Here is a 19,012-nt window from a genome sequence, read left to right as displayed (position 1 = left end):
ATGATCGTGCCGTGCATCGTGAACGCCTGGTTGAACTGCTCGTTCGACATGATCTGCGTACCCGGGCGGGCGAGTTCGGCGCGCATGAAGAGCGCAAGCACACCGCCGATGCAGAAGAACGCGAACGACGTGACCAGATACAGCGTGCCGATCGTCTTGTGGTCGGTCGTGGTGAACCACTTGACGACGGCATGTCCGGGGCGGCGGGGCCGGGGCGCCGAACGCACGGGCACGGAAAGGGAGTCTGAGGCGCGCGCGGGTGGCGGCACCACGGTGTTGCTGTCCATGCCCCTCCTGTGTCCGGCGACCGCCGATCTGTGACAGGTGCACAGAGCGACATGGATCACACCCCGCCGGTGTGACGATCGCGGCGATGCCGGACACTTCGTAACCGTGAGCGACGACGAAACCTTCGCCGCTGCCTATCGCGAGCACTACTGGGCGGTCAGCCGCTACGTGGCACGGCGGCTCGGCGGCCCGACGAACGACACCGAGGAGGTGGTGGCCGACGTGTTCGCCGTCGCCTGGCGGCGCCGCGCCGACCTGCCACCGTCCCCCCTGCCCTGGCTGTACGGGATAGCGCGGCGCTGTCTGGCGAACGCGGTCCGCGGATACGGGCGTCGCCGACGCCTCGTCGAGCGGCTCGGCAACGACGAGAGCCGGCACCGCAGGAACGTGGTGGCGGGCCCGGAGGCCGGACGCCCGGGGGACTGGGTGCACGAGGCCCTGAACCTGCTCTCCGCGTCCGACCAGGAGGTGCTGCGCCTGACGGCCTGGGAGGAACTGGACACCGAGGAGCTCGCGACCGCGCTCGGCTGCGGCACCCGGGCGGCGGCCATGAGGCTGCACCGGGCCCGCCGCCGGCTCAGAACCGAGATCGACCGCATGCGGCCCGCACCGGCCGCACGGCCCGCCCCTGAAGCGACCCGCGCCACCGTTCCGGAGGACCACGGCCATGGCACATGACGACGAACTCGCCCTCCTGCGCGGCGCCGACCCCGTACCCGGCGACGACCCCCGGTTCCGCGACCGGCCGCTGCCCCCGCACGCGCAGCGGCAGTTGAACCAGCTCCTGCACGGCAGGCAGGGCGCCCGGCAGCGCCCCGCACGCCAAGTGCGCCGCCTGGTCTGGGGCATCGAGATGGTCTCGCTCGCCGTGGCGGCCGCGCTGGCCCTCGTCCTCGCGGGGTCGAGCGGCGCGCCCGCTGCCGCCGCGGCCCCCCGCCCCCTCGCCCTCCGGGCGGGATCCACGCCGGTGACGCTCGACCGGATCGCGGACCGGGCTGCGGCATTGGCGTCGGCCGAGGGGGCCCTTCGGCTGCGCAAGGGCACGCACGTACAGACGTGGAGCCTTGCCATCCGCTCGGGGCCCGGCTCCACCGCGCCCGTGACGCTGCCCGAGGAGCGCGTGACCAGCTGGCACGCCGACGGCAGCCACACCGAACTCGTCGTGGCCACCGACCCCCGCCGCCCCGGCGAGCCGGTCATCACCGACGGCGACGACGGTCCGCGCACCGTCCACGACGGCAAGGTTCTCAGCGACCGCACCTACCCCCCGAGCCGGGGAACCGCCCCGCCGCAGTCCCGTCCCCCGCACACGCCCGGAGCGCTCCGCACCTACCTGGCCGAGCTCAGCCACCCGGGCGACCGCGCCCCGATCGCCCGCACCGGCGAACTCCTGGACGCCGTCGCGATGTTCCTGCGCCACTGGACACCGGGGGCCCGCGAGAGCGCGGCACTGGCCCGCGTACTCGCCGACGCCGAAGGCCTGCGCCCGGCGGGCGCGGTCACCGACCGGCTGGGCCGCGGCGGCCAGGCGTACGTGCACGAGAGCGACGGCCTGCGGCGGATGCTGATCCTGGACCCGGCGGACGGCACCGTGCTCGGCCTTGAGCACACGGTCACCAGGAACGACCGCACCTATGGCGTGAGGGCCGGGAAGGTCATGTCGTACAGCGCCTGGATGCGTTGACCTTGCCCTTGTGGGGCGTGGGGTCTTGAAGACCCCGGCACGTTGATCGTTAACATGTGGCAGATGGGCGTAAACAAGCAGGAATCGGGCGATCGGGTCGAAGTAGCTGGCACCCAGGTGCCGCACGCGCGCGTGTCCGGAGAGCAGGCGTCCGAGACGCAGGTGGCCGAGGCCAAGGCGCGGGCGGCGCGACTGCTCCTTGCGTTCCGGCACGGCAACCAGATCGCGTACGACGCTCTCGTCGCGGAGTTCGACGCCGACGAACAGACCGCCGATCTGATCTCCGCGCTGTGCTGGATCGCCAACGAAGGCGTACGCAAGGCGTATCTGCCCGAGGCGGGCGACCGGGTGCTGCGGCACCTGGTGCGGCGGGCCGACTTCGGCGACCGGTCCGTCCGCACGGAGGACGGTGCGGGGCCGGACGCGGGAGAGCTCCTGGAAGCCGTCGCGGCCCAGAACGTGGCGGCCGTCCAGGAGATCGTGCGCAGGACACCGGACACCACGTTCCTGCTCGGGAAGGTCGTGCTGGCCTTCGCGATGCTGCTGCCGGACATTCCGGCGCCGGTGCTGCGCGAGGTCGTCGAGGAACTGCGCGAGGGGTGACGCCCCGCCGGCGTGCTCAGGACCCCCGCGTTCCTGAGGCGGCGCGCGCCGCGCCGCTCTCCTCGGGCACCGCGAGCGGCACCCCGAGCGGTCGGGCCAGGCCGACGATGCCCTCGTCGAGCCGCTGCAGATGGCGCAGCACGCGGAACGCCACCGATCCGGTCCGCAGCACCTCGTGGCCGCCGCTGTCCAGCATCGCGGCGATGCTGGCCCCCGACTCGATGGTGCCGTCGGCCTCCTCGTCGCGCACCCGCGCGGCGATCAGGTCGATGTTGTGCGTGATCCGACGGCCCGCCAGCGCGAGGCGGGCGTCGGCCGCGACGCTCTTGCTCGACGGCACCAACTCGGCCGTCGCCGCCAGCGAACGGGCGTGGTAGGCGCACGTCTCCAGGAGCGCGACGATGTAGCGGGCCGTCTGTCGCCGGGCCCGCAGCGGCGCGATCGGATGCGTCAACGGCTTCGTGGAGCTGCGCAGGTCGTCCAGGGCGGTGTCCAGGTCCCGCGCCAGGTCCACGAGGTCGATCGCGGGCCCGCCGCTCAGCTGGGCCACCGCCGCCGACACGACGTCCCGCAGCCGGGCGAGGACGGTGCCGAGCTCCTCGTCGGTCCGGTGCGACGTGCGCACCGGAAGCACCAGGACGGCCGCGATGATCCCGCACGCCGCGCCGAGCGCGGTCTCCTCGATCCGCAGCACGAGGACGTCGAGGCTGTAGGTGTTGAGCAGGGTGTAGAGCAGGCCCAGCATCGCCGTGACGAAGAAGGACATCAGCGCGTAGGACAGGGGCGCGGTGAAGAACATCCCGAAGACGCACAGGACGACGAGGGCGAACGCGGCCCACGTGTGGTTCCCGACGGCGCCGGCCAGCGCCACCCCGGCCACCACGCCGAGCACCGTGCCGAGCAGGCGGCGGTAGCCCTTGACCATGATCTCGCCCGTGGACGCTGTGTTGAGGAAGACCACCCAGCAGGTCAGGACCGCCCAGTACCACCGCTGCGTGGACAGGAACTCGCCGCCGACGATGGCAAGTGCCGAGCCCACCGAGACCTGCACGGCCGCCCTGGTGGTGGGTCGCCGCAACCCGGTGGGTTCCTCCTCGGCCGCCGCCGCGGCCTCGCCGGATATCGAGATCTCCTCCGCCGCGAACTCCTCGCGGGAACGCATGGCTTCCGGGCTGTCGTACTCCTCGTCCGGTGCCCCGTCGGTCGCCAGGCGCAGGCCCAGGATGGCGCGGGCCGCCTCGCCGATCGCGCGGAAGCAGTCCTGGATCGCGGGCGAACCCTGGGGCAGGCCCTGCTCCTCGCGGTAGCCGAGCAGCCTGTTGCGTACGTACGGGAGCGCCGTGCCGCGGTCGTCGGGGACCAGGCGCACCACGAGCAGGTGCAGGGCCTGCAGGTCCCTGCGCAGCGCGGTGCCCGCGTCCGGACCGATCCGGCCGCGCCGCGTGAGCGGGACGGAGGCGCTCGGCAGGTGCAGGGTGAGGGTCTCCACGCGTTCGGCGCTGCGCGCGTTGAGCAGCAGGACGCCGAGGCGCTCCGCGGCGATCTCCGCGTCGGCCACCCTGCGCTGCAGCAGCGCCGCCGCGGCCGCGTCGCGGGTGCCCTCCTCCAGGCGGCCCTGGATCATCAGCGCGGCCTCGTGCAGCCGGGCGGTGCTGCGCCGCAGGTCGTCCAGGGCCTTCTCCGGGCCGTCGGCGGAGTCGGCGTCCAGGAGCTCGATCTGGTGAGCGATCAGCTGGGCGAGCCGGGCCCGGAACGCCTCGCGCAGCCGCGCCAGCGTGCGCTCCGGCGTCTCCGGCACGATGGCGAACCGCACGACCGCGCTGCACGCGAAGGCGATCGTCAGCGTCAGGAAGAGCCCCGGCAGCGCCGAGGTGGACGCGCTCACGAAGAGCGAGACGAAGTAGACCTGGAAGCCGATCAGGCCGAGCGCGGTGCCCCGGTCGCCGAACCGCCGCGAGTAGACGGCGCCGAAGATCAGGAGGATGAAGAAGGCGTCCCCGGCCACCACGCGGTGGTTGAGCACGGCCCCCAGCGCTATCGCGGCGAGAGCCACCGGAAGGCCGAGCGCCAGCGTGATCGCCTGCCCTCGGACCTCCTTCTCCTGGATCGCGAACGTGGCGACCATGGCCGTCATCGCGCCCGCGACGAGATGGGTCACCGACGTGCCGAGCGGCGCGAGCACGGCGAGAGCGAGGAGGATCGCCCCGACCGTGCGCAGCCCCGCCATGAGTCGCAGGAGTCCAGGGTCGGAGGCCGAATAACGGTCCCAGACGCCCTTCGCTGTCCGTCGTGCCACTGCCATCGTGATGCCGTACTCCCCGTCGCTCTCTCGGTGCCCTCCCGGCGTGTGCCCCAGCATCGCACGCTCGCATTTCGAGAGATCAAAGCTGGTCGGGAGGGCTGTCGGCGGGGCGGCTCGACTCATCGACTAGGGTTTTGCTCCCGCCACCCGAGGAGGCATCGTGTCGCCGATGGACCGTACGTCGCAGGGGAGCCGGGCATGACGGCGCGCGTGGCGGTCGGTGACACCGTCGAGGACTTCTCGCTGCCGGACGAGACCGGCACACAGCGCCGGCTCTCCGAACTCCTCGGGGACGGCCCGGTGGTGCTGTTCTTCTACCCCGCGGCGCTCTCGCCCGGCTGTACGGCCGAGGCCTGCCACTTCCGTGATCTGGCGGCCGAGTTCGCGGCCGCCGGGGCGCGGCCCGTGGGGATCAGTGGCGACGCGGTCGAGCGGCAGCGGGAGTTCACGCAGCGGCACACCCTCGGGTTCCCGTTGCTCTCGGATCCCGAGGGCGTGGTGCGCGGCCGGTTCGGCGTGGCGCGCGGCTTCTCCCTGGCGCCGACGAAGCGCGCCACCTTCGTGATCGGCCAGGACCGTGCCGTCGCCGAAGTGGTCCGCAGCGAACTGCGCATGAGCGCACACGCCGACCGCGCGCTGACCGCCGTACGCCGCCTCGCGGAGCGCTGACCCCGCGGGCCCCGGGCCCTACCGGGCGGCGCCCAGCCATTCCTCGTAGCGGGTCGGCGCCAGACGGGCGCCGGGGCCCGCGGTCAGCACGTCGCCGTCGACGGCGGCGAACATGCCCGCCTTCTCGTCGGTGACGACGGCACGGGCGTCGCCCCGGGCCGACAGGGTGAGGCGGCCCAGCTCGTCCAGGCGGAAGACGTTGGGTCCCGCGACGTCGAGCGTGCCGCCCAGCGGTGTGTCGGTGGTGACGTCGGCGAGGGCGGCGACCACGTCGGCCGTGGCGATGGGCTGGATGGGCGTGGCGGGCAGCCGCACGGTGTCGTCGTCGGCGGTCCAGGACAGCACCGTGTCCATGAACTCGAAGAACTGCGTGGCGCGCACGATCGAGTACGGGGTGGGCCCCTGGCGCAGCAGCTCCTCCTGGAGCGTCTTCGCGCGGTAGTGGTCCAGCTGCGGCACCTGGTCGACGCCGACGATGGACAGAATCACCTGGTGACGGACGCCCGCGCGCTCGCCGGCGGCCAGCAGGTTCCCCGTGGTGGTGCGGAAGAACTCCGGCGAGGCCTCGTCGAAGGTGGGCGAGTTCGACACGTTGACCACCGTGTCCGCGCCGTCGAGCGCCGCGGCGAGCCCCGCGCCGGTGAGCAGGTCGACGCCGGTCGACCGGGACGAGGGGACCGCCTCGTGACCTGCCTCGCGGAGCTTGGTGACGAGCTGCGAACCGATCAGTCCGGTGCCGCCGATGACCGTGATCCTCATGATCGAGCCCTTCTGTGAGCCGAATGCCGTTGCGAGATCCGAGAGCCCCCGCTTCGCAAACTCGGATATCCGAAGTCCGAGATAATACTCGGATACTCTGTGTCCGAGTTAAACGGGAGCGCGTATGAAACTGTCCGGCGGCGTCGAGTGGGCGCTGCACTGCTGTGTGGTGCTGACCGCGGCGACCGAACCGGTCCCGGCCGCCCGCCTCGCCGAACTGCACGACGTCTCACCCAGCTACCTCGCCAAGCAACTCCAGGCCCTCTCCCGGGCCGGTCTCGTCAAGTCCGTCCAGGGCAAGACCGGCGGGTACGTCCTGACCAGAACCGCCACCGAGATCACGGTCCTGGACGTGGTCCAGGCGGTCGACGGGTCAACCCCGGCGTTCACCTGCACCGAGATCCGGCAGCGCGGCCCGTTCGGGACACCACCCGAGGAGTGCATGAAGGCGTGCCCCATCGCCCGCGCGATGGGCGCCGCCGACGCGGCCTGGCGCGCCTCCCTCCGGGGGGTTTCCATCGCCGACCTCGTCGGTTCGGTGCGGCGCGACAGCGGTCCCGAGGCCCTGCCCCGCATCGGCGAATGGCTCAACTCGCCGAGTACCTCCGGCGGCTGAGGCGGCCGAGAAGGGTGGGGCGGGGTGGCGCGGCGGAGTCCCGCGCCCCATACTTCGCCGGTCCGGGTGGCCAGGCGACGGAGGGGGACCGATGCAGTCGAAGGTGAGCGGGAGGTGCCGCGGAGTCTTGCGCGGGCGGGGGAGCGGCATCGCGTCCGCGGTGGCACTGGCCGCGGCTGCGGGGGCGCTCGCACCTGCCTCCGCAACGGCGGCACCGGCCTGCTCGGCCCCCGCCTCGGCGCCGCCGAAGCAGGTGGCGCACCTCCCCGACTGGGTCGAGTCGATCGCCGTCGACCGGCGGGGCCGAATGTTCGCCACCGCGTACTTCACCGGCCGCGTCTACCGCGTTGACGCACCGGGCGGCACGCCCGTGCCCCTCACCGGGAACGTGGGTGCCAACGGCGGGATCGTGGTGCGCCCGGACGGCCGTCTCCTCGTCGGTACCGGCAACGACCTCGCCCACTCGCTCACCGGCGACGCCCTCCCGGTGTCGAAGCTGCTCCTGGTGGATCCGGAGTCCGGCGAGGTCACCCCGTACGCCTCGGGGCTCGGCGGCATCGACGGCGTCGCGCTCGCGCCCGACGGGACCGTGTACACCACGACTCTGGGCGGCCGGAACATCGGCCGCGTCACACCGGACGGGCAGGTCGACCCCGCCTGGGCCCGGGTGGGACAGCCCAACGGCGTCGCCGTCTCCCCGGACGGCGCGTACGTCTACGTCATCCAGACCACCGTCGCGCCCGGCCTCTACCGCATCCCGGCCGACGATCCCGCCCACCCGGTGCGCTGGGTCTCCACGGCACTCGCCGACGCTCTCGCCCTCCCCGACGGGATCACCCTCGACGGCCGGGGGAGGCCACTGATCGCGACCCACGCGGCGGGGCAGATCTGGCGGGTCGAGGAAGGGCGCCTGTGTGCCGTCGCGTCCGGACTGCACCTCTCCACTCAAGTCGCTTACGGGCGCGGCGCGCAGGGGTTCTCGGCGGGCAGGCTCTACCGGGCCGGTGTCGACGGACGGATCTACGAAGTGCCCGCCGGTGCCGAGCGGGGAGCTGGCACTTCGCCCGGGTGAGCCGCGTCTCACCTGCCCGGCACGGCTTGTTTATGCAACTAGTTGCATAGAAGGATTCGGGCATGGCGCTTGAGCACGCGATCCTCGTCTCACTGCTGGAGAAGCCGGGCTCCGGATACGAACTGGCCCGGCGGTTCGACCGGTCCATCGGCTACTTCTGGGCCGCCACGCACCAGCAGATCTACCGCGTGCTCAAACGCATGGAGAGCGACGGCTGGATCGGCGCCCGCGAGGTGGCGCAGCAGGACCGGCCGGACAAGAAGGAGTACTCCGTCGACGCCCTCGGGCGTACGGCCCTCTCCCAGTGGCTGCAGGAGCCGATCGAACCCGAGAGCGTCCGGCACGAGCTCGCCGTGAAGATCCGTGGCGCGGCCTTCGACGACCCGGCCACGCTGATCCACGAGGTGGAGCGGCACCGCCGGGCACACGCCGACCGGCTCGCGCACTACCTCGCCGGAGAACTGCGCGACTTCACCGGACCCGACGCGCCGGTGCCGGATGCGCCCGACGCCGGGCGGGAGCTCCAGCACGTCGTGCTGCGCGGCGGCATCGCGTACGAACGCATGACGCTCGCCTGGCTCGACGACGTGATCGCCACCCTCCACCGGCTCGCTCCCGAACGCTGAACCGGCCCTCCCGGCCCGCCCGGCGCGGCCCGTACCTCCCGCCCGCTCCACCCAGCCCGCCACTCCCAGCCACCCCTCCCTCCCCACTCCCGAGCCGGAAAGGCGACCGACCATGGCCGACCAGCTGCTGTTCAACCCGCACACCTACGACCCGACCCACTTCGACCCGGAGACCCGCAGGCTGCTGCGCGCCACCGTCGACTGGTTTGAGGCGCGCGGCAAGCGCAGGCTGATCGAGGACTACCGCTCCCGCGCCTGGCTCGCGGACTTCCTCGCGTTCTCCGCCGAGGAAGGCCTCTTCGCGACCTTCCTCACCCCGGCCCGTGCCGCGGGGGAGGGACAGGACGACAAGCGCTGGGACACCGCCCGGATCGCGGCGCTCAACGAGATCTTCGGCTTCTACGGCCTCGACTACTGGTACGCGTGGCAGGTCACCATCCTCGGGCTCGGCCCGGTCTGGCAGAGCGACAACGCCGCGGCCCGCGCCCGCGCGGCCGAACTCCTCGACCAGGGCGAGGTGTTCGCGTTCGGCCTCTCCGAGAAGACCCACGGCGCCGACATCTACTCCACCGACATGCTCCTCGAACCGGACGGTGACGGCGGCTTCCGCGCGACCGGCTCCAAGTACTACATCGGCAACGGCAACGCCGCCGGTCTCGTCTCCGTCTTCGGCCGCCGCACCGACATCGAGGGACCCGACGGCTACGTCTTCTTCGCCGCCGACAGCCGCCACGAGGCGTACCACCTGGTCAAGAACGTCGTCGACTCCTCCAAGTACGTCAGCGAGTTCCGCCTGGAGAACTATCCCGTGGGCCCCGACGACGTCCTGCACACCGGCCGCGCCGCCTTCGACGCCGCGCTCAACACCGTCAACGTCGGCAAGTTCAACCTCTGCACCGCCTCCATCGGCATCTGCGAGCACGCGATGTACGAGGCCGTCACCCACGCCACGGGCCGCATCCTCTACGGCCGCCCCGTCACCGCCTTCCCGCACGTGCGCCGCGAGCTGACCGACGCGTACGTCCGTCTCGTCGGGATGAAGCTCTTCAGCGACCGCGCCGTCGACTACTTCCGCTCCGCGGGCCCCGACGACCGCCGCTACCTCCTCTTCAACCCCATGACGAAGATGAAGGTGACCACGGAGGGCGAGAAGGTCATCGACCTGATGTGGGACGTCATCGCGGCCAAGGGCTTCGAGAAGGACAACTACTTCGCGCAGGCGGCCGTCGAGATCCGCGGCCTGCCGAAGCTGGAGGGGACGGTCCACGTCAACCTCGCGCTGATCCTCAAGTTCATGGGCAACCACCTGCTGAACCCGGCCGGGTACGAGCCCGTGCCGACCCGCCTGGACGCGGCCGACGACGACTTCCTCTTCCGGCAGGGAGCGGCCCGCGGCCTGGGCGCCATCCGCTTCCACGACTGGCGCGCCGCCTACGACGCGTACGCCGAGGTGCCCAACGTCGCCCGCTTGCGCGAACAGGCCGACGCGCTCTGCGAGTTCGTCACCACCGCCGCCCCCGACGAGAAGCAGAGTCGCGACCTCGACCTGCTCCTCGCCGTCGGCCAGCTGTTCGCGCTCGTGGTGCACGGCCAGCTGATCCTGGAGCAGGCGCGCCTCACCGGCCTCGACCAGGACGTGCTCGACGAACTCTTCGCCGTCCTCGTACGGGACTTCTCCGCGCACGCCGTCGAGCTGCACGGCAAGGACTCCGCCACCGCCGAGCAGCAGAGCTGGGCGCTGGGTGCGGTCCGGCGTCCGGTCGTCGATGAAGCCCGCTCCGCGCGGGTCTGGGAGCGCGTGGAGGCGCTGGCCGGTGCGTACGAGATGGCGCCGTGACGGCGGACAGCTTCAGCCGAAGCTGACGTTCTGGGCGAGGGAGAGCCGGCCGGAGTAGTTGACCGTGTTGGTGGCCGAGCGCATGTAGGCGCGCCACGCGTCGGAGCCCGACTCGCGGCCACCGCCGGTCTCCTTCTCCCCGCCGAACGCACCCCCGATCTCCGCGCCCGACGTCCCGATGTTCACGTTGGCGATGCCGCAGTCGGAACCCTCCGCGGAGAGGAACCGCTCCGCCTCCTGCTGGTCGCGGGTGAAGATGCTCGACGAGAGGCCCTGCGGCACGTCGTTGTGCAGGGCGATCGCCTCGTCGAACGTGTCGTACGCCATCACGTACAGCAGGGGCGCGAAGGTCTCCTCGCGGACGATGTCGCTCTGCCGGCCGACGCGTACCACGGCCGGTTCGACGTACGCGGCGTGCGGTGCGCCCTCGGCAGGGCGGCGGGCGCCGCCCGCGATGAGCTCGCCGCCCTCGCCGCGCACGCGGTCGAGCGCGCCGCGCATGCCGTCAAGGGCCCGCGCGGAGATGAGCGGGCCGACCAGTGTGGCGTCGTCGAAGGGCTCGCCGATGGCCAGCTTCTGGTACGCGGCGGTGAGCCGGCCCACGAGGGTGTCGGCGATGTCGCGGTGCACGATGAGGCGCCGCAGCGTCGTGCACCGCTGCCCCGCTGTGCCGACCGCGGCGAACACGATGCCCTGCACGGCGAGGTCCAGGTCGGCGGAGGGCGCCACGACCGCCGCGTTGTTGCCGCCGAGTTCGAGCAGACAGCGGCCGAAGCGGGCGGCGACGCGCGGGCCGACCTCGCGCCCCATGCGGGTCGACCCCGTGGCGCTGACCAGTGTGACCCGGGGGTCGTCCACGAGCTGTTCCCCGACGGCCCGGCCGCCGAGCAGCAGCCGGTGCACGTCGCGGGGCGCCCCGACGTCGTCGGCGGCCCGGGCGAGCAGCCGGTCACAGGCCAGGGAGACGAGCGGGGTGAGTTCCGACGGCTTCCACACGACGGTGTCGCCGCAGGCCAGCGCGACCGCGGTGTTCCACGACCACACGGCGGCAGGGAAGTTGAACGCGGAGATGACCCCGACGACGCCCAGCGGATGCCAGGTCTCCGCCAGGCGGTGCCCCGGGCGCTCCGAGGCGATGGTGCGTCCGTAGAGCTGCCGCGACAGACCGACGGCGAAGTCACAGATGTCGATCATCTCCTGGACCTCGCCGAGCGACTCGGAGCGGATCTTGCCCGCCTCGATGGTGATCAGCTCTGCCAGGTCGTCCTTGTTCTCGCGCAGCAACTCGCCGAGGCGGCGCACCAGTTCGCCCCGGCGCGGTGCCGGGGTGGTGCGCCAGACGAGGAAGGCCGCGTGGGCCGCGGTGAGCGCCTCCTCGGTGCCGGCCGCGTCCGTGGCGGCCAGGCCGAAGAGGTCCTCGCCGGTGACGGGGGTGCGGGCCCGCAGGGCATGGCCATCGGGGACGTCGACGCCGATGCGGGCGAGTCCGGCGCGGGCGCGGGTGCGCAGCTCGTCGGTGGAGGGCGGGACGATGCTCATGAGGCTGCTCCCTGGGGGCGTAGTGCGCGGGGTACCTGGGCGAGGGAGCGGTCTCGCTGCCGCTCGTAGAGCGTGAAGGGGTCAAGGACGTCCCGGTCCATCGCTCCGGAGAGCCGGTCGGCGTCGTACGCGCTGCCTTCCCGGCCGCTGTTCCTGGACCCTGCCTCGCTGAGGTTGGACTGGAAGATTCCGGCGGCCGACCGGGGCAGGAAGTCCTCGTACACGATCGGCTCGGCGCGCAGCCAGCCACCGTCCAGGAGCCCGCGGAGGCCGGCGGGTGGGCGGGTGCCGTCCGCGGGGCGGCCGGGGACGGCGTGGTAGGTGAAGAAGCCGAGCCCCGCGGCGGCAAGGCCGTGTTCGGTCGGCGGGAGGTGGCGGGTCCACACGGAGCGGGCGACGGCGGCGCGGTCGGCGGGGGACCGGTGGGCGGCTTCCTCGTCGACGAGCGTGAGCAGCCGGTCGTAGAGGGCGCGGCCTTCGCGGGTCAGCGCGATGCCGCGGGCCTCGACCTCGCCGAAGCGCACCCGCAGCGCGCCGCGGGTCACGCGGCCGTCCGGGGCGCGCAGGGCCCGCGGTTCGGCGAGCGCCCGGAAGGAGGTCTGGCGCAGCAGGACGTCCGGCCCCGTCCAGCGCGGCGGCCCCTGAATGGTGTCGATCATCTCGATGCCGCGCTCGGTCATGCGCCGGTAGAGCTCGTCGATGTCCAGGACACGCGGGGTCAGGTGGTTGATGTGGGTGCTGCGTACGCCGCCGATGTCCGCGGCGACGGCGGAGACCCGCTCCAGGGCCGCGTACCAGTCCCTGTCGATGGGTTCGGCGGACAACTCGAAGGCGCGCACGGCCAGTTCGAGGAAGCGTTCGGCGTCCGCCTCGGACAGTTCCCGCTCCGCCTCGGCGCGGTCGGCGAGCGCGAGGAGCTCCGGTCCGAACAGCTCGCGGCCGGCGAGGAACGCGGTCAGACGTGCGCGCAGGTCCGCGTCGAAGAAGCGGGGGTCCGACACGGTGAGCAGGGAGGTGAAGACCCGGAACGGGCTGCGGGCCAGCTCGTCCTCGGCCACCGGGCGGAACGCGGTCGACACGATGGGAAGCGCGCTGGCGGCGGTCTCACGCAGGTCGTAGAAGCCGACGGGACGCATGCCGAGGGCGCCGAAGACGCGGGCGACCTGCCGCAGTTCCCCGGGGGTGCCGACCCGGATGGCGCCGTGCCGTTCGGCGGTGACGCGGCCGATGGTCCCCAGGCGTTCGGCGTCGGAGCCCCGCGCACGCAGGACGTCCTCGTTGACCTCGCGGCAGACGTCCACCAGCGTCGCGTACGCGGGGACCTCCCGCCCGTACATCCGCGAGAGCCTCGCGGCGAACGCGGCACGCAGTTGCCACTGCCCGAGCATCGGCACACGGTCCTTTCGGTGCGGTGAGATCCGGTGGGGACTGACGGGCGGGCGCTCACACCACATGGGCCTCCGGACGGCTCTCGGCCCCGGAACGGAAGCGGTCGGCGCTCAGCGGCGTGACGTCGACGCACGGCCGCCGGTCCAGGAAGAGATCGCGGACGATCTCGCCCACCGCGGGTGCCTGCAGGAACCCGTGGCCCGAAAAGCCCGTCGCGTAAAGGAAGTTGACCGGTGCGACGGCGCGACCGATCAGCGCGTTGTGGTCCGGCGTGACCTCGTAGAGGCCCGCCCAGCCCCCGGATGTCTCCATCTCCGCGAGGGCGGGGGCCCGCTCCCTGGCGGCCTCGCGGAACAGCTCCAGCCAGTCCGGCGTCCACGTGGTGTCGAAACCCTCGCTCTGGGCGGGGTCGGCGAGGCCGAGGAGCAGCCCGTCGTCGCTGTTGTGGAAGTAGGCCGAGGACGCGAAGTCGATCGTGAAGGGTATGCGCGGCGTGGCGGGCATCAGCGGGACGGTGAAGGCGAGTTGGCGCCGCAGCGGCCGCACCGGGAGCCCGACACCCGCCATGGAGCCGATCCGGGCGGACCAGGCACCGGCGGCGCAGATGACGGCCGAGCAGGCCACCGGGCCGCGGTCGGTGTGCACGACGGTCACGCGGTCCCCGGCGGTATCCATGCCGGTGACGGTGGTGTGCGTCGCGAAGACAGCACCGGCCCGCGCCGCGGCACGCGCGTACCCGCGGACGACCAGCGCGGGCCGTGCATGACCGTCGGCGGGGGAGTAAGCGGCGGCCACCAGGCCCTCGGTCCTCACGTAGGGACAGAGCGCACGGGCCTCGCGGGGGCCGACCATGCGGCTGGGGACGCCGAGACCGTTCTGCGTCCGCACGCTCTCCTCGAACTCCACCGTCTGGGAGGCGCTGGTGAGCAGGAAGAGATAGCCGACGGTGTCAAGGCCGATGGCCGCGCCGGGACGGTCCGGGAAATCGTGGAAGGCGCGCAGACTGCGGTGGCCCAGTTCGATGTTGAGCGGATCGGAGAACTGCGCCCGGACGCCTCCGATGGGCTTGCCCGAGCTGCCCCCGGCCAGTTCGCCGCGCTCGACGACGACGATGCCGCGTACGCCTGCCTCGGCGAGGTGGAACGCGATGCTCGCCCCCATCACACCACCACCGACGATCACGACGCCGGCGGTGGCGGGAAGCGTGCGGTACGTACCGGACGACGGCATCGGAGGGGACGGTGAGGAGGCCAAGTGGCCGCTCCCTTCCAGGCTGTGGCCTGGGCTGTCATGGCGTGGCGGGGAACGCTGAACAGCTGTCTGCCCGCCATGGTGCAGCACGCCGCCCGCCGTCGTCCATGAGCCGTCAGCGCGACGGCCGGGATCAGACCGTGTGGCGATCAGCCCATGCGGCCGGGACGCGCCGGATCGAGGCTCCGAGCCAGGTGATCCGCCGCCGGGACGCCCGGCAGGGTCGCACGGCCCTCCCCACGCCCTCGGCCCAGCCTCCGCCACACCACGAACCCGGCGGTGGCGACGAGCAGATACACCGGCACGAGGAGCTCCACGTCCGGGGACGACAGCTCCACGGACCAGCCCGCGCCGCGCCGATCGCCTTCGAAAACGACCCGGTTCACGGTCAGGAAGGCCAGATGCGCTCCGATGCCGGTGCACAGCGGGGCGCGCCGTACCGCCGTACGGGCCGCGACGAGCATCAGGCCGAACACGGCAAGCAGGATCGAATAGTCGACGGGGTTCTGCCCGCCGGGCGCGAAGCCGACAGGGCCGGCCTGCGCACCGACGAGGGGTGCGACAGCGGCCTCCGTCACCGTCGACAGACCGGGCACGACCAGAAAGACGGCCGTCGTGCCGAGCGCCGAGGCCACGCCGCCGAACCGGCCGCGCAGGGACGTCCACGTGTGGCCGCGCAGCGTCGCCTCCTCGGGCAGGGCCTCAAGCAGCAGCGCGACCACGCCGTTCGTCACCAGGAATCCGGCGAGTTCCGGCAGGTCGGGGCGCGACCAGCGCAGCAGTCCGGCGGCCGTCCCCGCGCCGAGCACGAGCACCGCGGCGCCCAACGTCACGCCCGCCCCCACCAGCAGGGCCCACAGGCTCTCGCGCGGCCCGCCGAACCCGATGGTCTTGAGGGAGCCGCCCCTGCGGCGCACCGCGAGCACGACGAGCGGTACGGCGACGATGCTGACCAGGGCGGCAGGGACGAGCCTCGCCGCGAACCCGGTGAGTCCGACGGCGTCGGCGAGCACGGGCCCCACCGTCGTCCCCGCACCGAGCGCCACGCCCATGACGAGACCACCGCCCAGCGCCCGCCCGAGTGCGGCGACGCGCGAGGGGGGAGAGGGAGTACGGGGGCGGGGGCCGGCCATGTGCTTCTCCTCGGTACGGCTTGATTCCGGTGGGGCAGGGGATACGCACCATCCTCTGCGCCCACGCGGTCACGGCAGTCGTAGCCCGGGATGAAATGGCCCTACATCTTTATGTGCACTGCGGTGGTCTATGTGCACTGCGGTGGCCGTGGCTGTCATGGCTGCCGTGGCGACGTGCGCCCCGGGCTCACATCGGGGGAGTGGCGGGCGCGGGCCCCAGCGTGGTCGTGCCGGGAGCGGCCCGGTGTCCGAGACCGGTGCGGTACGCGTCCATCGCGGCCTCCACCCGGCCGGTGCGGCGCAACAGGTCGCCCAGGAGTCGGCAGAGGTCCGCCAAGTCCCCCACAGCGCTGGAGCGTTCGAGCAGGGACAGTGCCGCGCAGTAGTGCTCCTCTGCGCGCTCCGTGTCGCCCCGCTCCTCGGCGATCAGCCCGAGCAGCCGGTGCGCGCCACCCGCGTGGACCGCCCCGCGTCCGGCGCCGAGCGCCCCGGCGCCGCCCTCGTCGGCGCCCGGGGTGAGCAACGGCCGCAGCAGCGCCTCCGCCTCGCCGGTCTTGCCGCGCCGCCGCAGCACGTCGGCCAGCTCGACCTCCACCTGTTCGGCGAAGAGCGCGGCCCGTTTGGCGGCGAGGATGTCGTGGGCCGTGCGCAGCTCGCTCTCGGCCCGCTCCAGATCGCCGTCTTGGGCATGCACATAGCCGCGCATCCAGTGGCAGTGCGCGAGTTCGGTGCGGATGTGCAGCTGGCGGTAGAGCTCCTGGGCCTTGGCTAGGGACGCGTCGGCCTCGGCGATGCGGCCCTCGGCGATGAGCGTACGGGCCACCCCGCGGTGCATGCCCGCGACCAGCGCCGGGTCGTCGACGCGCGGGGCGAGCGCGAGCGCCAGCTCGGCGGCGTGCGCGGCCCGCGCGTGCGCACCCATGTCCATGTAGGGGGCGATGGACGCCGTGTAGAGGAGCAGCAGGGCCTCGGGGTCGTGCAGTCCGGCGGCGTCGAGTTCGTCGAGGGTGCTCTCCAAGAGGTAGCAGGCGTAGCGCAGTTCACCGGTGAGCAGGTGGGCGGTGGCGCGGCCCCGTACGGCCGGTACGCGGCGCGGCAGCGGCTCGTCGGCGAGCAGCCGTTCCGCCGCGGCGAACCGGTCCCGGGCGGCGGTGAGTTCACCGGCCTCCAGGAGGCAGTCGCCGAGGCCGAGGAGCGCGTCGGCCTGCTCCTGCGCGAGGCCGTGCTCGACGGCTTCCTCGTGCAGCGTGTGAAAGAGCGCGGCGGCGTCTTCGGGCGCTCCGGTGGCCAGGGCGCGCCGGGCGTCGGTCAGCCGCAGGCGCAGTCCGGCGGCCAGGTGGGCGGGGCGGCCCGTGGCCAGCTCTTCGTAGCTGACGCCGAGGCGTTCGGCGAGGTGCCGCAGCGCGGCCTCGGAGGGCCGCACCTTCCCCGACTCAAGGGTGGAGACGTAGGCGGGCGTGTAGGCGGGCTCCGCCAACTGCTTCTGCGTCAGACCGCGTTCACCGCGCAACCGCAGGACGCGCCGCCCGATCGCGGCCGGATCGTCGGGGCGTGCGCCCTCCCGGGAAACGTTCTGCGCCACCGCTGCCTCTCCGTACGTCACACCACGCCACCGCCGAACGAGGGGCGGCGAGAACTCGTCTACCCAAGAGACAACTTGTCGCACACCCATTGCCTGGCGCCCCGACAACCTCTACGTTGATCCGCGCCTTAACTCTGCTTAACCCGCCATTTATATCGCGGACTTCGGAAGGACGCCCATGCCCCCCACGCACCGAATATCCGGCACCCCCGGCCGTGCCAGACGCACGCCGCTGCGCATCGCCCTCTCCGCGGGCATCGCCGTCACAGCGGTGGCCGTCGCCACCGGCCCCGCGGGCACGGCCACCGCGGCGGATCCGGAACCGGCCGCCCGACAGGCCCAGCACGTCGAGTACTTCACCGGGCCCGGCGCCCACCCCCGGCACACCGAAGTGCCCGCATCGCCCGAGCTCTCCCCGAGCGAGCGCGCGCAGATCAAGGGCGACGGCGACGTCGTCCCGATCGTGCAGGCGGGCCCGACCGCCACCAAGCTCGACGTCGTCTTCATCGGCGACGGCTACACCGCGTCGCAGCAGGGGGACTTCCACGCCGACGTGCGCGCCAAGTGGGCGAAGATCTCCGCCGTCGAGCCGTACGCCTCGTACAAGAGCCTCTTCAACGTCTGGGCCGTCGACGCGGTCTCGCGGCAGTCCGGCGTCTCCGGCGACCCGACGAACACCACGGTCAAGGACACCGCGCTCGGTTCCGCCTTCTTCTGCGACGGCATCGAGCGCCTGCTGTGCGTCGACACCAACAAGGTCGAGTCGTACGCGAAGAAGGCCGCGGACCCCGACCTCGTCATCGTCCTCGCCAACTCCACCAAGTACGGCGGCGCGGGCTACAACGACATCACCTCCCCGTCCGGCTACGACGGCATCGCCACCGCCTCCTCCGACAACGCCCAGTCCGACCAGGTCGCCGTCCACGAGACCGGCCACTCGCTGGGCAAGCTGGCCGACGAGTACTGGTACGACGAGTACGGCACCTACACCGGCGCCGAGCCCTGGGAAGCCAACATCAGCAAGCTGACGGCCGCCCAGCTCACCGCGCAGAAGAAGAAGTGGTACCGGTGGATCGGCCGGACCTCACCGGACGGCGGCACCGTCGGCGCCTACGAGGGCGGCGGCTACTACCCGCGCGGCCTCTACCGCCCGACCGCGGACTCGATCATGCGCACGCTCGGCCGCGCCTTCAACCTGCCCGGACGCGAGGCCATGATCGCGGGCTTCCACAGGCACGCGTCCGTGGTCACCGCCGAGACGCCCACCGACCGAGCGGTCCGGCGCGACGACAAGGTCCGCGTGCGGGTGGCGCACGGCATCACACTGCGCTGGAGCGTCGACGGCCGCGAGGCCAGGGCGGCCAGGGGAGACGCCACGGTGACGCCGCGCGCCCTCGGGGTGCCGGGCGACGGACGTACGCACACAGTGACGGTCCGCGCCACGGACCCGACCGACGCGGTCCGCGACCCGCAACTGCGCACCCTGCTGACCGACTCGCTCACGTGGCGGGTCCGACGCTGACCGGCTGAAGCGCTCCCCGGGCCGCCCCGTCGCGCATGACGGGGCGGCCTGGGCCCTGTCGTCAAACTCCCGTCTGCCTCGCGGCGCCTGGCACGCACGCTCGCCGCGTTGTCGGGCTCATCCCGGTACGCCCGGTACCC

At 72.6% G+C, this 19,012-nt stretch carries 16 protein-coding genes and 1 pseudogene; 9 read left to right on the top strand and 8 right to left on the bottom strand.

From position 1 onward, the window contains the following. Window positions 1-200: pseudogene (locus ACFVYL_RS37485) on the bottom strand (cbb3-type cytochrome c oxidase subunit I); the annotation flags it as partial. A 193-nt stretch (window positions 201-393) separates the two neighbouring features. Here ACFVYL_RS37485 and ACFVYL_RS37480 point away from each other — a divergent pair. The 3 genes from ACFVYL_RS37480 to ACFVYL_RS37470 all read left to right on the top strand — a co-directional run bounded on the left by ACFVYL_RS37480 (window position 394) and on the right by ACFVYL_RS37470 (window position 2,575). Beyond that, window positions 394-966, top strand: a complete 573-nt coding sequence (locus tag ACFVYL_RS37480; RefSeq protein ID WP_389724687.1) for an RNA polymerase sigma factor — start codon at window positions 394-396, stop codon at window positions 964-966. Next, window positions 956-1,972 (top strand): CU044_5270 family protein, encoded by a 1,017-nt coding sequence (locus ACFVYL_RS37475; RefSeq protein ID WP_389724684.1) that lies wholly within the window; start codon window positions 956-958, stop codon window positions 1,970-1,972. The genes ACFVYL_RS37480 and ACFVYL_RS37475 overlap by 11 nt, the downstream gene beginning before the upstream one ends. Window positions 1,973-2,035: 63 nt before the next feature. Further along, a complete protein-coding gene (locus ACFVYL_RS37470) occupies window positions 2,036-2,575 on the top strand; it encodes a hypothetical protein (RefSeq protein WP_389724681.1) in 540 nt (179 codons plus the stop codon). Between the two features lie 16 nt (window positions 2,576-2,591). Here ACFVYL_RS37470 and ACFVYL_RS37465 read toward each other — a convergent pair whose 3' ends face one another. After that, a complete protein-coding gene (locus ACFVYL_RS37465; RefSeq protein ID WP_389724679.1) occupies window positions 2,592-4,877 on the bottom strand; it encodes an FUSC family protein in 2,286 nt (761 codons plus the stop codon). 198 nt (window positions 4,878-5,075) lie between these two features. Between ACFVYL_RS37465 and ACFVYL_RS37460 the strand changes: the two genes are divergently transcribed. Continuing rightward, a complete protein-coding gene (locus ACFVYL_RS37460) occupies window positions 5,076-5,546 on the top strand; it encodes a peroxiredoxin (RefSeq protein WP_389724676.1) in 471 nt (156 codons plus the stop codon). An 18-nt stretch (window positions 5,547-5,564) separates the two neighbouring features. Here the strand turns inward: ACFVYL_RS37460 and ACFVYL_RS37455 are convergent, their stop codons facing one another. Continuing rightward, the gene (locus ACFVYL_RS37455; protein ID WP_389724673.1) at window positions 5,565-6,305 is read right to left on the bottom strand and encodes an SDR family oxidoreductase; all 741 of its coding nucleotides are present in this window, start codon (window positions 6,303-6,305) and stop codon (window positions 5,565-5,567) included. A 124-nt stretch (window positions 6,306-6,429) separates the two neighbouring features. Here ACFVYL_RS37455 and ACFVYL_RS37450 point away from each other — a divergent pair, with 124 nt between their 5' ends. The 4 genes from ACFVYL_RS37450 (at window position 6,430) to ACFVYL_RS37435 (ending at window position 10,456) form a co-directional block, all read left to right on the top strand. Beyond that, window positions 6,430-6,921: an RrF2 family transcriptional regulator gene (locus ACFVYL_RS37450; protein ID WP_389724670.1), complete on the top strand. Its 492-nt coding sequence runs from the start codon at window positions 6,430-6,432 to the stop codon at window positions 6,919-6,921. A 127-nt stretch (window positions 6,922-7,048) separates the two neighbouring features. Then, the gene (locus tag ACFVYL_RS37445; RefSeq protein ID WP_389724667.1) at window positions 7,049-7,993 is read left to right on the top strand and encodes an SMP-30/gluconolactonase/LRE family protein; all 945 of its coding nucleotides are present in this window, start codon (window positions 7,049-7,051) and stop codon (window positions 7,991-7,993) included. Window positions 7,994-8,055: 62 nt separating this feature from the next. Continuing rightward, window positions 8,056-8,619, top strand: coding sequence for a PadR family transcriptional regulator (locus ACFVYL_RS37440; RefSeq protein WP_389724664.1), 564 nt, complete (start codon window positions 8,056-8,058; stop codon window positions 8,617-8,619). Window positions 8,620-8,731: 112 nt separating this feature from the next. Next, complete coding sequence (locus ACFVYL_RS37435) at window positions 8,732-10,456, top strand: acyl-CoA dehydrogenase family protein (RefSeq protein WP_389724661.1); 1,725 nt, start codon at window positions 8,732-8,734, stop codon at window positions 10,454-10,456. A gap of 12 nt (window positions 10,457-10,468) precedes the next feature. On the opposite strand, the gene ACFVYL_RS37430 is transcribed toward ACFVYL_RS37435, so the two are convergent. The 5 genes from ACFVYL_RS37430 to ACFVYL_RS37410 all read right to left on the bottom strand — a co-directional run bounded on the left by ACFVYL_RS37430 (window position 10,469) and on the right by ACFVYL_RS37410 (window position 17,350). Beyond that, window positions 10,469-11,995: an aldehyde dehydrogenase family protein gene (locus ACFVYL_RS37430; RefSeq protein WP_389724658.1), complete on the bottom strand. Its 1,527-nt coding sequence runs from the start codon at window positions 11,993-11,995 to the stop codon at window positions 10,469-10,471. Beyond that, window positions 11,992-13,383, bottom strand: a complete 1,392-nt coding sequence (locus ACFVYL_RS37425; RefSeq protein WP_389724655.1) for a 2-oxoadipate dioxygenase/decarboxylase family protein — start codon at window positions 13,381-13,383, stop codon at window positions 11,992-11,994. Before ACFVYL_RS37425 ends, ACFVYL_RS37430 begins: the two co-directional genes overlap by 4 nt. A gap of 55 nt (window positions 13,384-13,438) precedes the next feature. Then, on the bottom strand, window positions 13,439-14,614 hold the full coding sequence (locus ACFVYL_RS37420) for an NAD(P)/FAD-dependent oxidoreductase (protein ID WP_389724652.1): 1,176 nt from the start codon (window positions 14,612-14,614) through the stop codon (window positions 13,439-13,441). 170 nt (window positions 14,615-14,784) lie between these two features. Next, the gene (locus tag ACFVYL_RS37415; protein ID WP_389724649.1) at window positions 14,785-15,768 is read right to left on the bottom strand and encodes a hypothetical protein; all 984 of its coding nucleotides are present in this window, start codon (window positions 15,766-15,768) and stop codon (window positions 14,785-14,787) included. A 187-nt stretch (window positions 15,769-15,955) separates the two neighbouring features. Next, window positions 15,956-17,350: a helix-turn-helix domain-containing protein gene (locus tag ACFVYL_RS37410; RefSeq protein WP_389724647.1), complete on the bottom strand. Its 1,395-nt coding sequence runs from the start codon at window positions 17,348-17,350 to the stop codon at window positions 15,956-15,958. A gap of 178 nt (window positions 17,351-17,528) precedes the next feature. Here ACFVYL_RS37410 and ACFVYL_RS37405 point away from each other — a divergent pair, with 178 nt between their 5' ends. Beyond that, entirely contained in the window at window positions 17,529-18,872 is a 1,344-nt protein-coding gene (locus ACFVYL_RS37405; protein WP_389724644.1) for a M64 family metallopeptidase, read from the top strand. Window positions 18,873-19,012 lie beyond the last annotated feature (140 nt).

It is taken from the genome of Streptomyces sp. NPDC058308 (genome assembly GCF_042880275.1).
In the GTDB taxonomy this organism is placed as follows: domain Bacteria; phylum Actinomycetota; class Actinomycetes; order Streptomycetales; family Streptomycetaceae; genus Streptomyces.
This window is presented reverse-complemented; position numbering and strand designations above follow the sequence as displayed.

What these genes read in the sequence shown, in the direction of transcription:
- ACFVYL_RS37475 (WP_389724684.1), top strand. Translation starts at nt 956, where the DNA reads ATGGCACATGACGACGAACTCGCCCTCCTGCGCGGCGCCGACCCCGTA.
- ACFVYL_RS37470 (WP_389724681.1), top strand. Translation starts at nt 2,036, where the DNA reads ATGGGCGTAAACAAGCAGGAATCGGGCGATCGGGTCGAAGTAGCTGGC.
- ACFVYL_RS37465 (WP_389724679.1), bottom strand. Translation starts at nt 4,877, where the DNA reads ATGGCAGTGGCACGACGGACAGCGAAGGGCGTCTGGGACCGTTATTCG.
- ACFVYL_RS37460 (WP_389724676.1), top strand. Translation starts at nt 5,076, where the DNA reads ATGACGGCGCGCGTGGCGGTCGGTGACACCGTCGAGGACTTCTCGCTG.
- ACFVYL_RS37455 (WP_389724673.1), bottom strand. Translation starts at nt 6,305, where the DNA reads ATGAGGATCACGGTCATCGGCGGCACCGGACTGATCGGTTCGCAGCTC.
- ACFVYL_RS37450 (WP_389724670.1), top strand. Translation starts at nt 6,430, where the DNA reads ATGAAACTGTCCGGCGGCGTCGAGTGGGCGCTGCACTGCTGTGTGGTG.
- ACFVYL_RS37440 (WP_389724664.1), top strand. Translation starts at nt 8,056, where the DNA reads ATGGCGCTTGAGCACGCGATCCTCGTCTCACTGCTGGAGAAGCCGGGC.
- ACFVYL_RS37435 (WP_389724661.1), top strand. Translation starts at nt 8,732, where the DNA reads ATGGCCGACCAGCTGCTGTTCAACCCGCACACCTACGACCCGACCCAC.
- ACFVYL_RS37430 (WP_389724658.1), bottom strand. Translation starts at nt 11,995, where the DNA reads ATGAGCATCGTCCCGCCCTCCACCGACGAGCTGCGCACCCGCGCCCGC.
- ACFVYL_RS37425 (WP_389724655.1), bottom strand. Translation starts at nt 13,383, where the DNA reads ATGCTCGGGCAGTGGCAACTGCGTGCCGCGTTCGCCGCGAGGCTCTCG.
- ACFVYL_RS37420 (WP_389724652.1), bottom strand. Translation starts at nt 14,614, where the DNA reads ATGCCGTCGTCCGGTACGTACCGCACGCTTCCCGCCACCGCCGGCGTC.
- ACFVYL_RS37415 (WP_389724649.1), bottom strand. Translation starts at nt 15,768, where the DNA reads ATGGCCGGCCCCCGCCCCCGTACTCCCTCTCCCCCCTCGCGCGTCGCC.
- ACFVYL_RS37405 (WP_389724644.1), top strand. Translation starts at nt 17,529, where the DNA reads ATGCCCCCCACGCACCGAATATCCGGCACCCCCGGCCGTGCCAGACGC.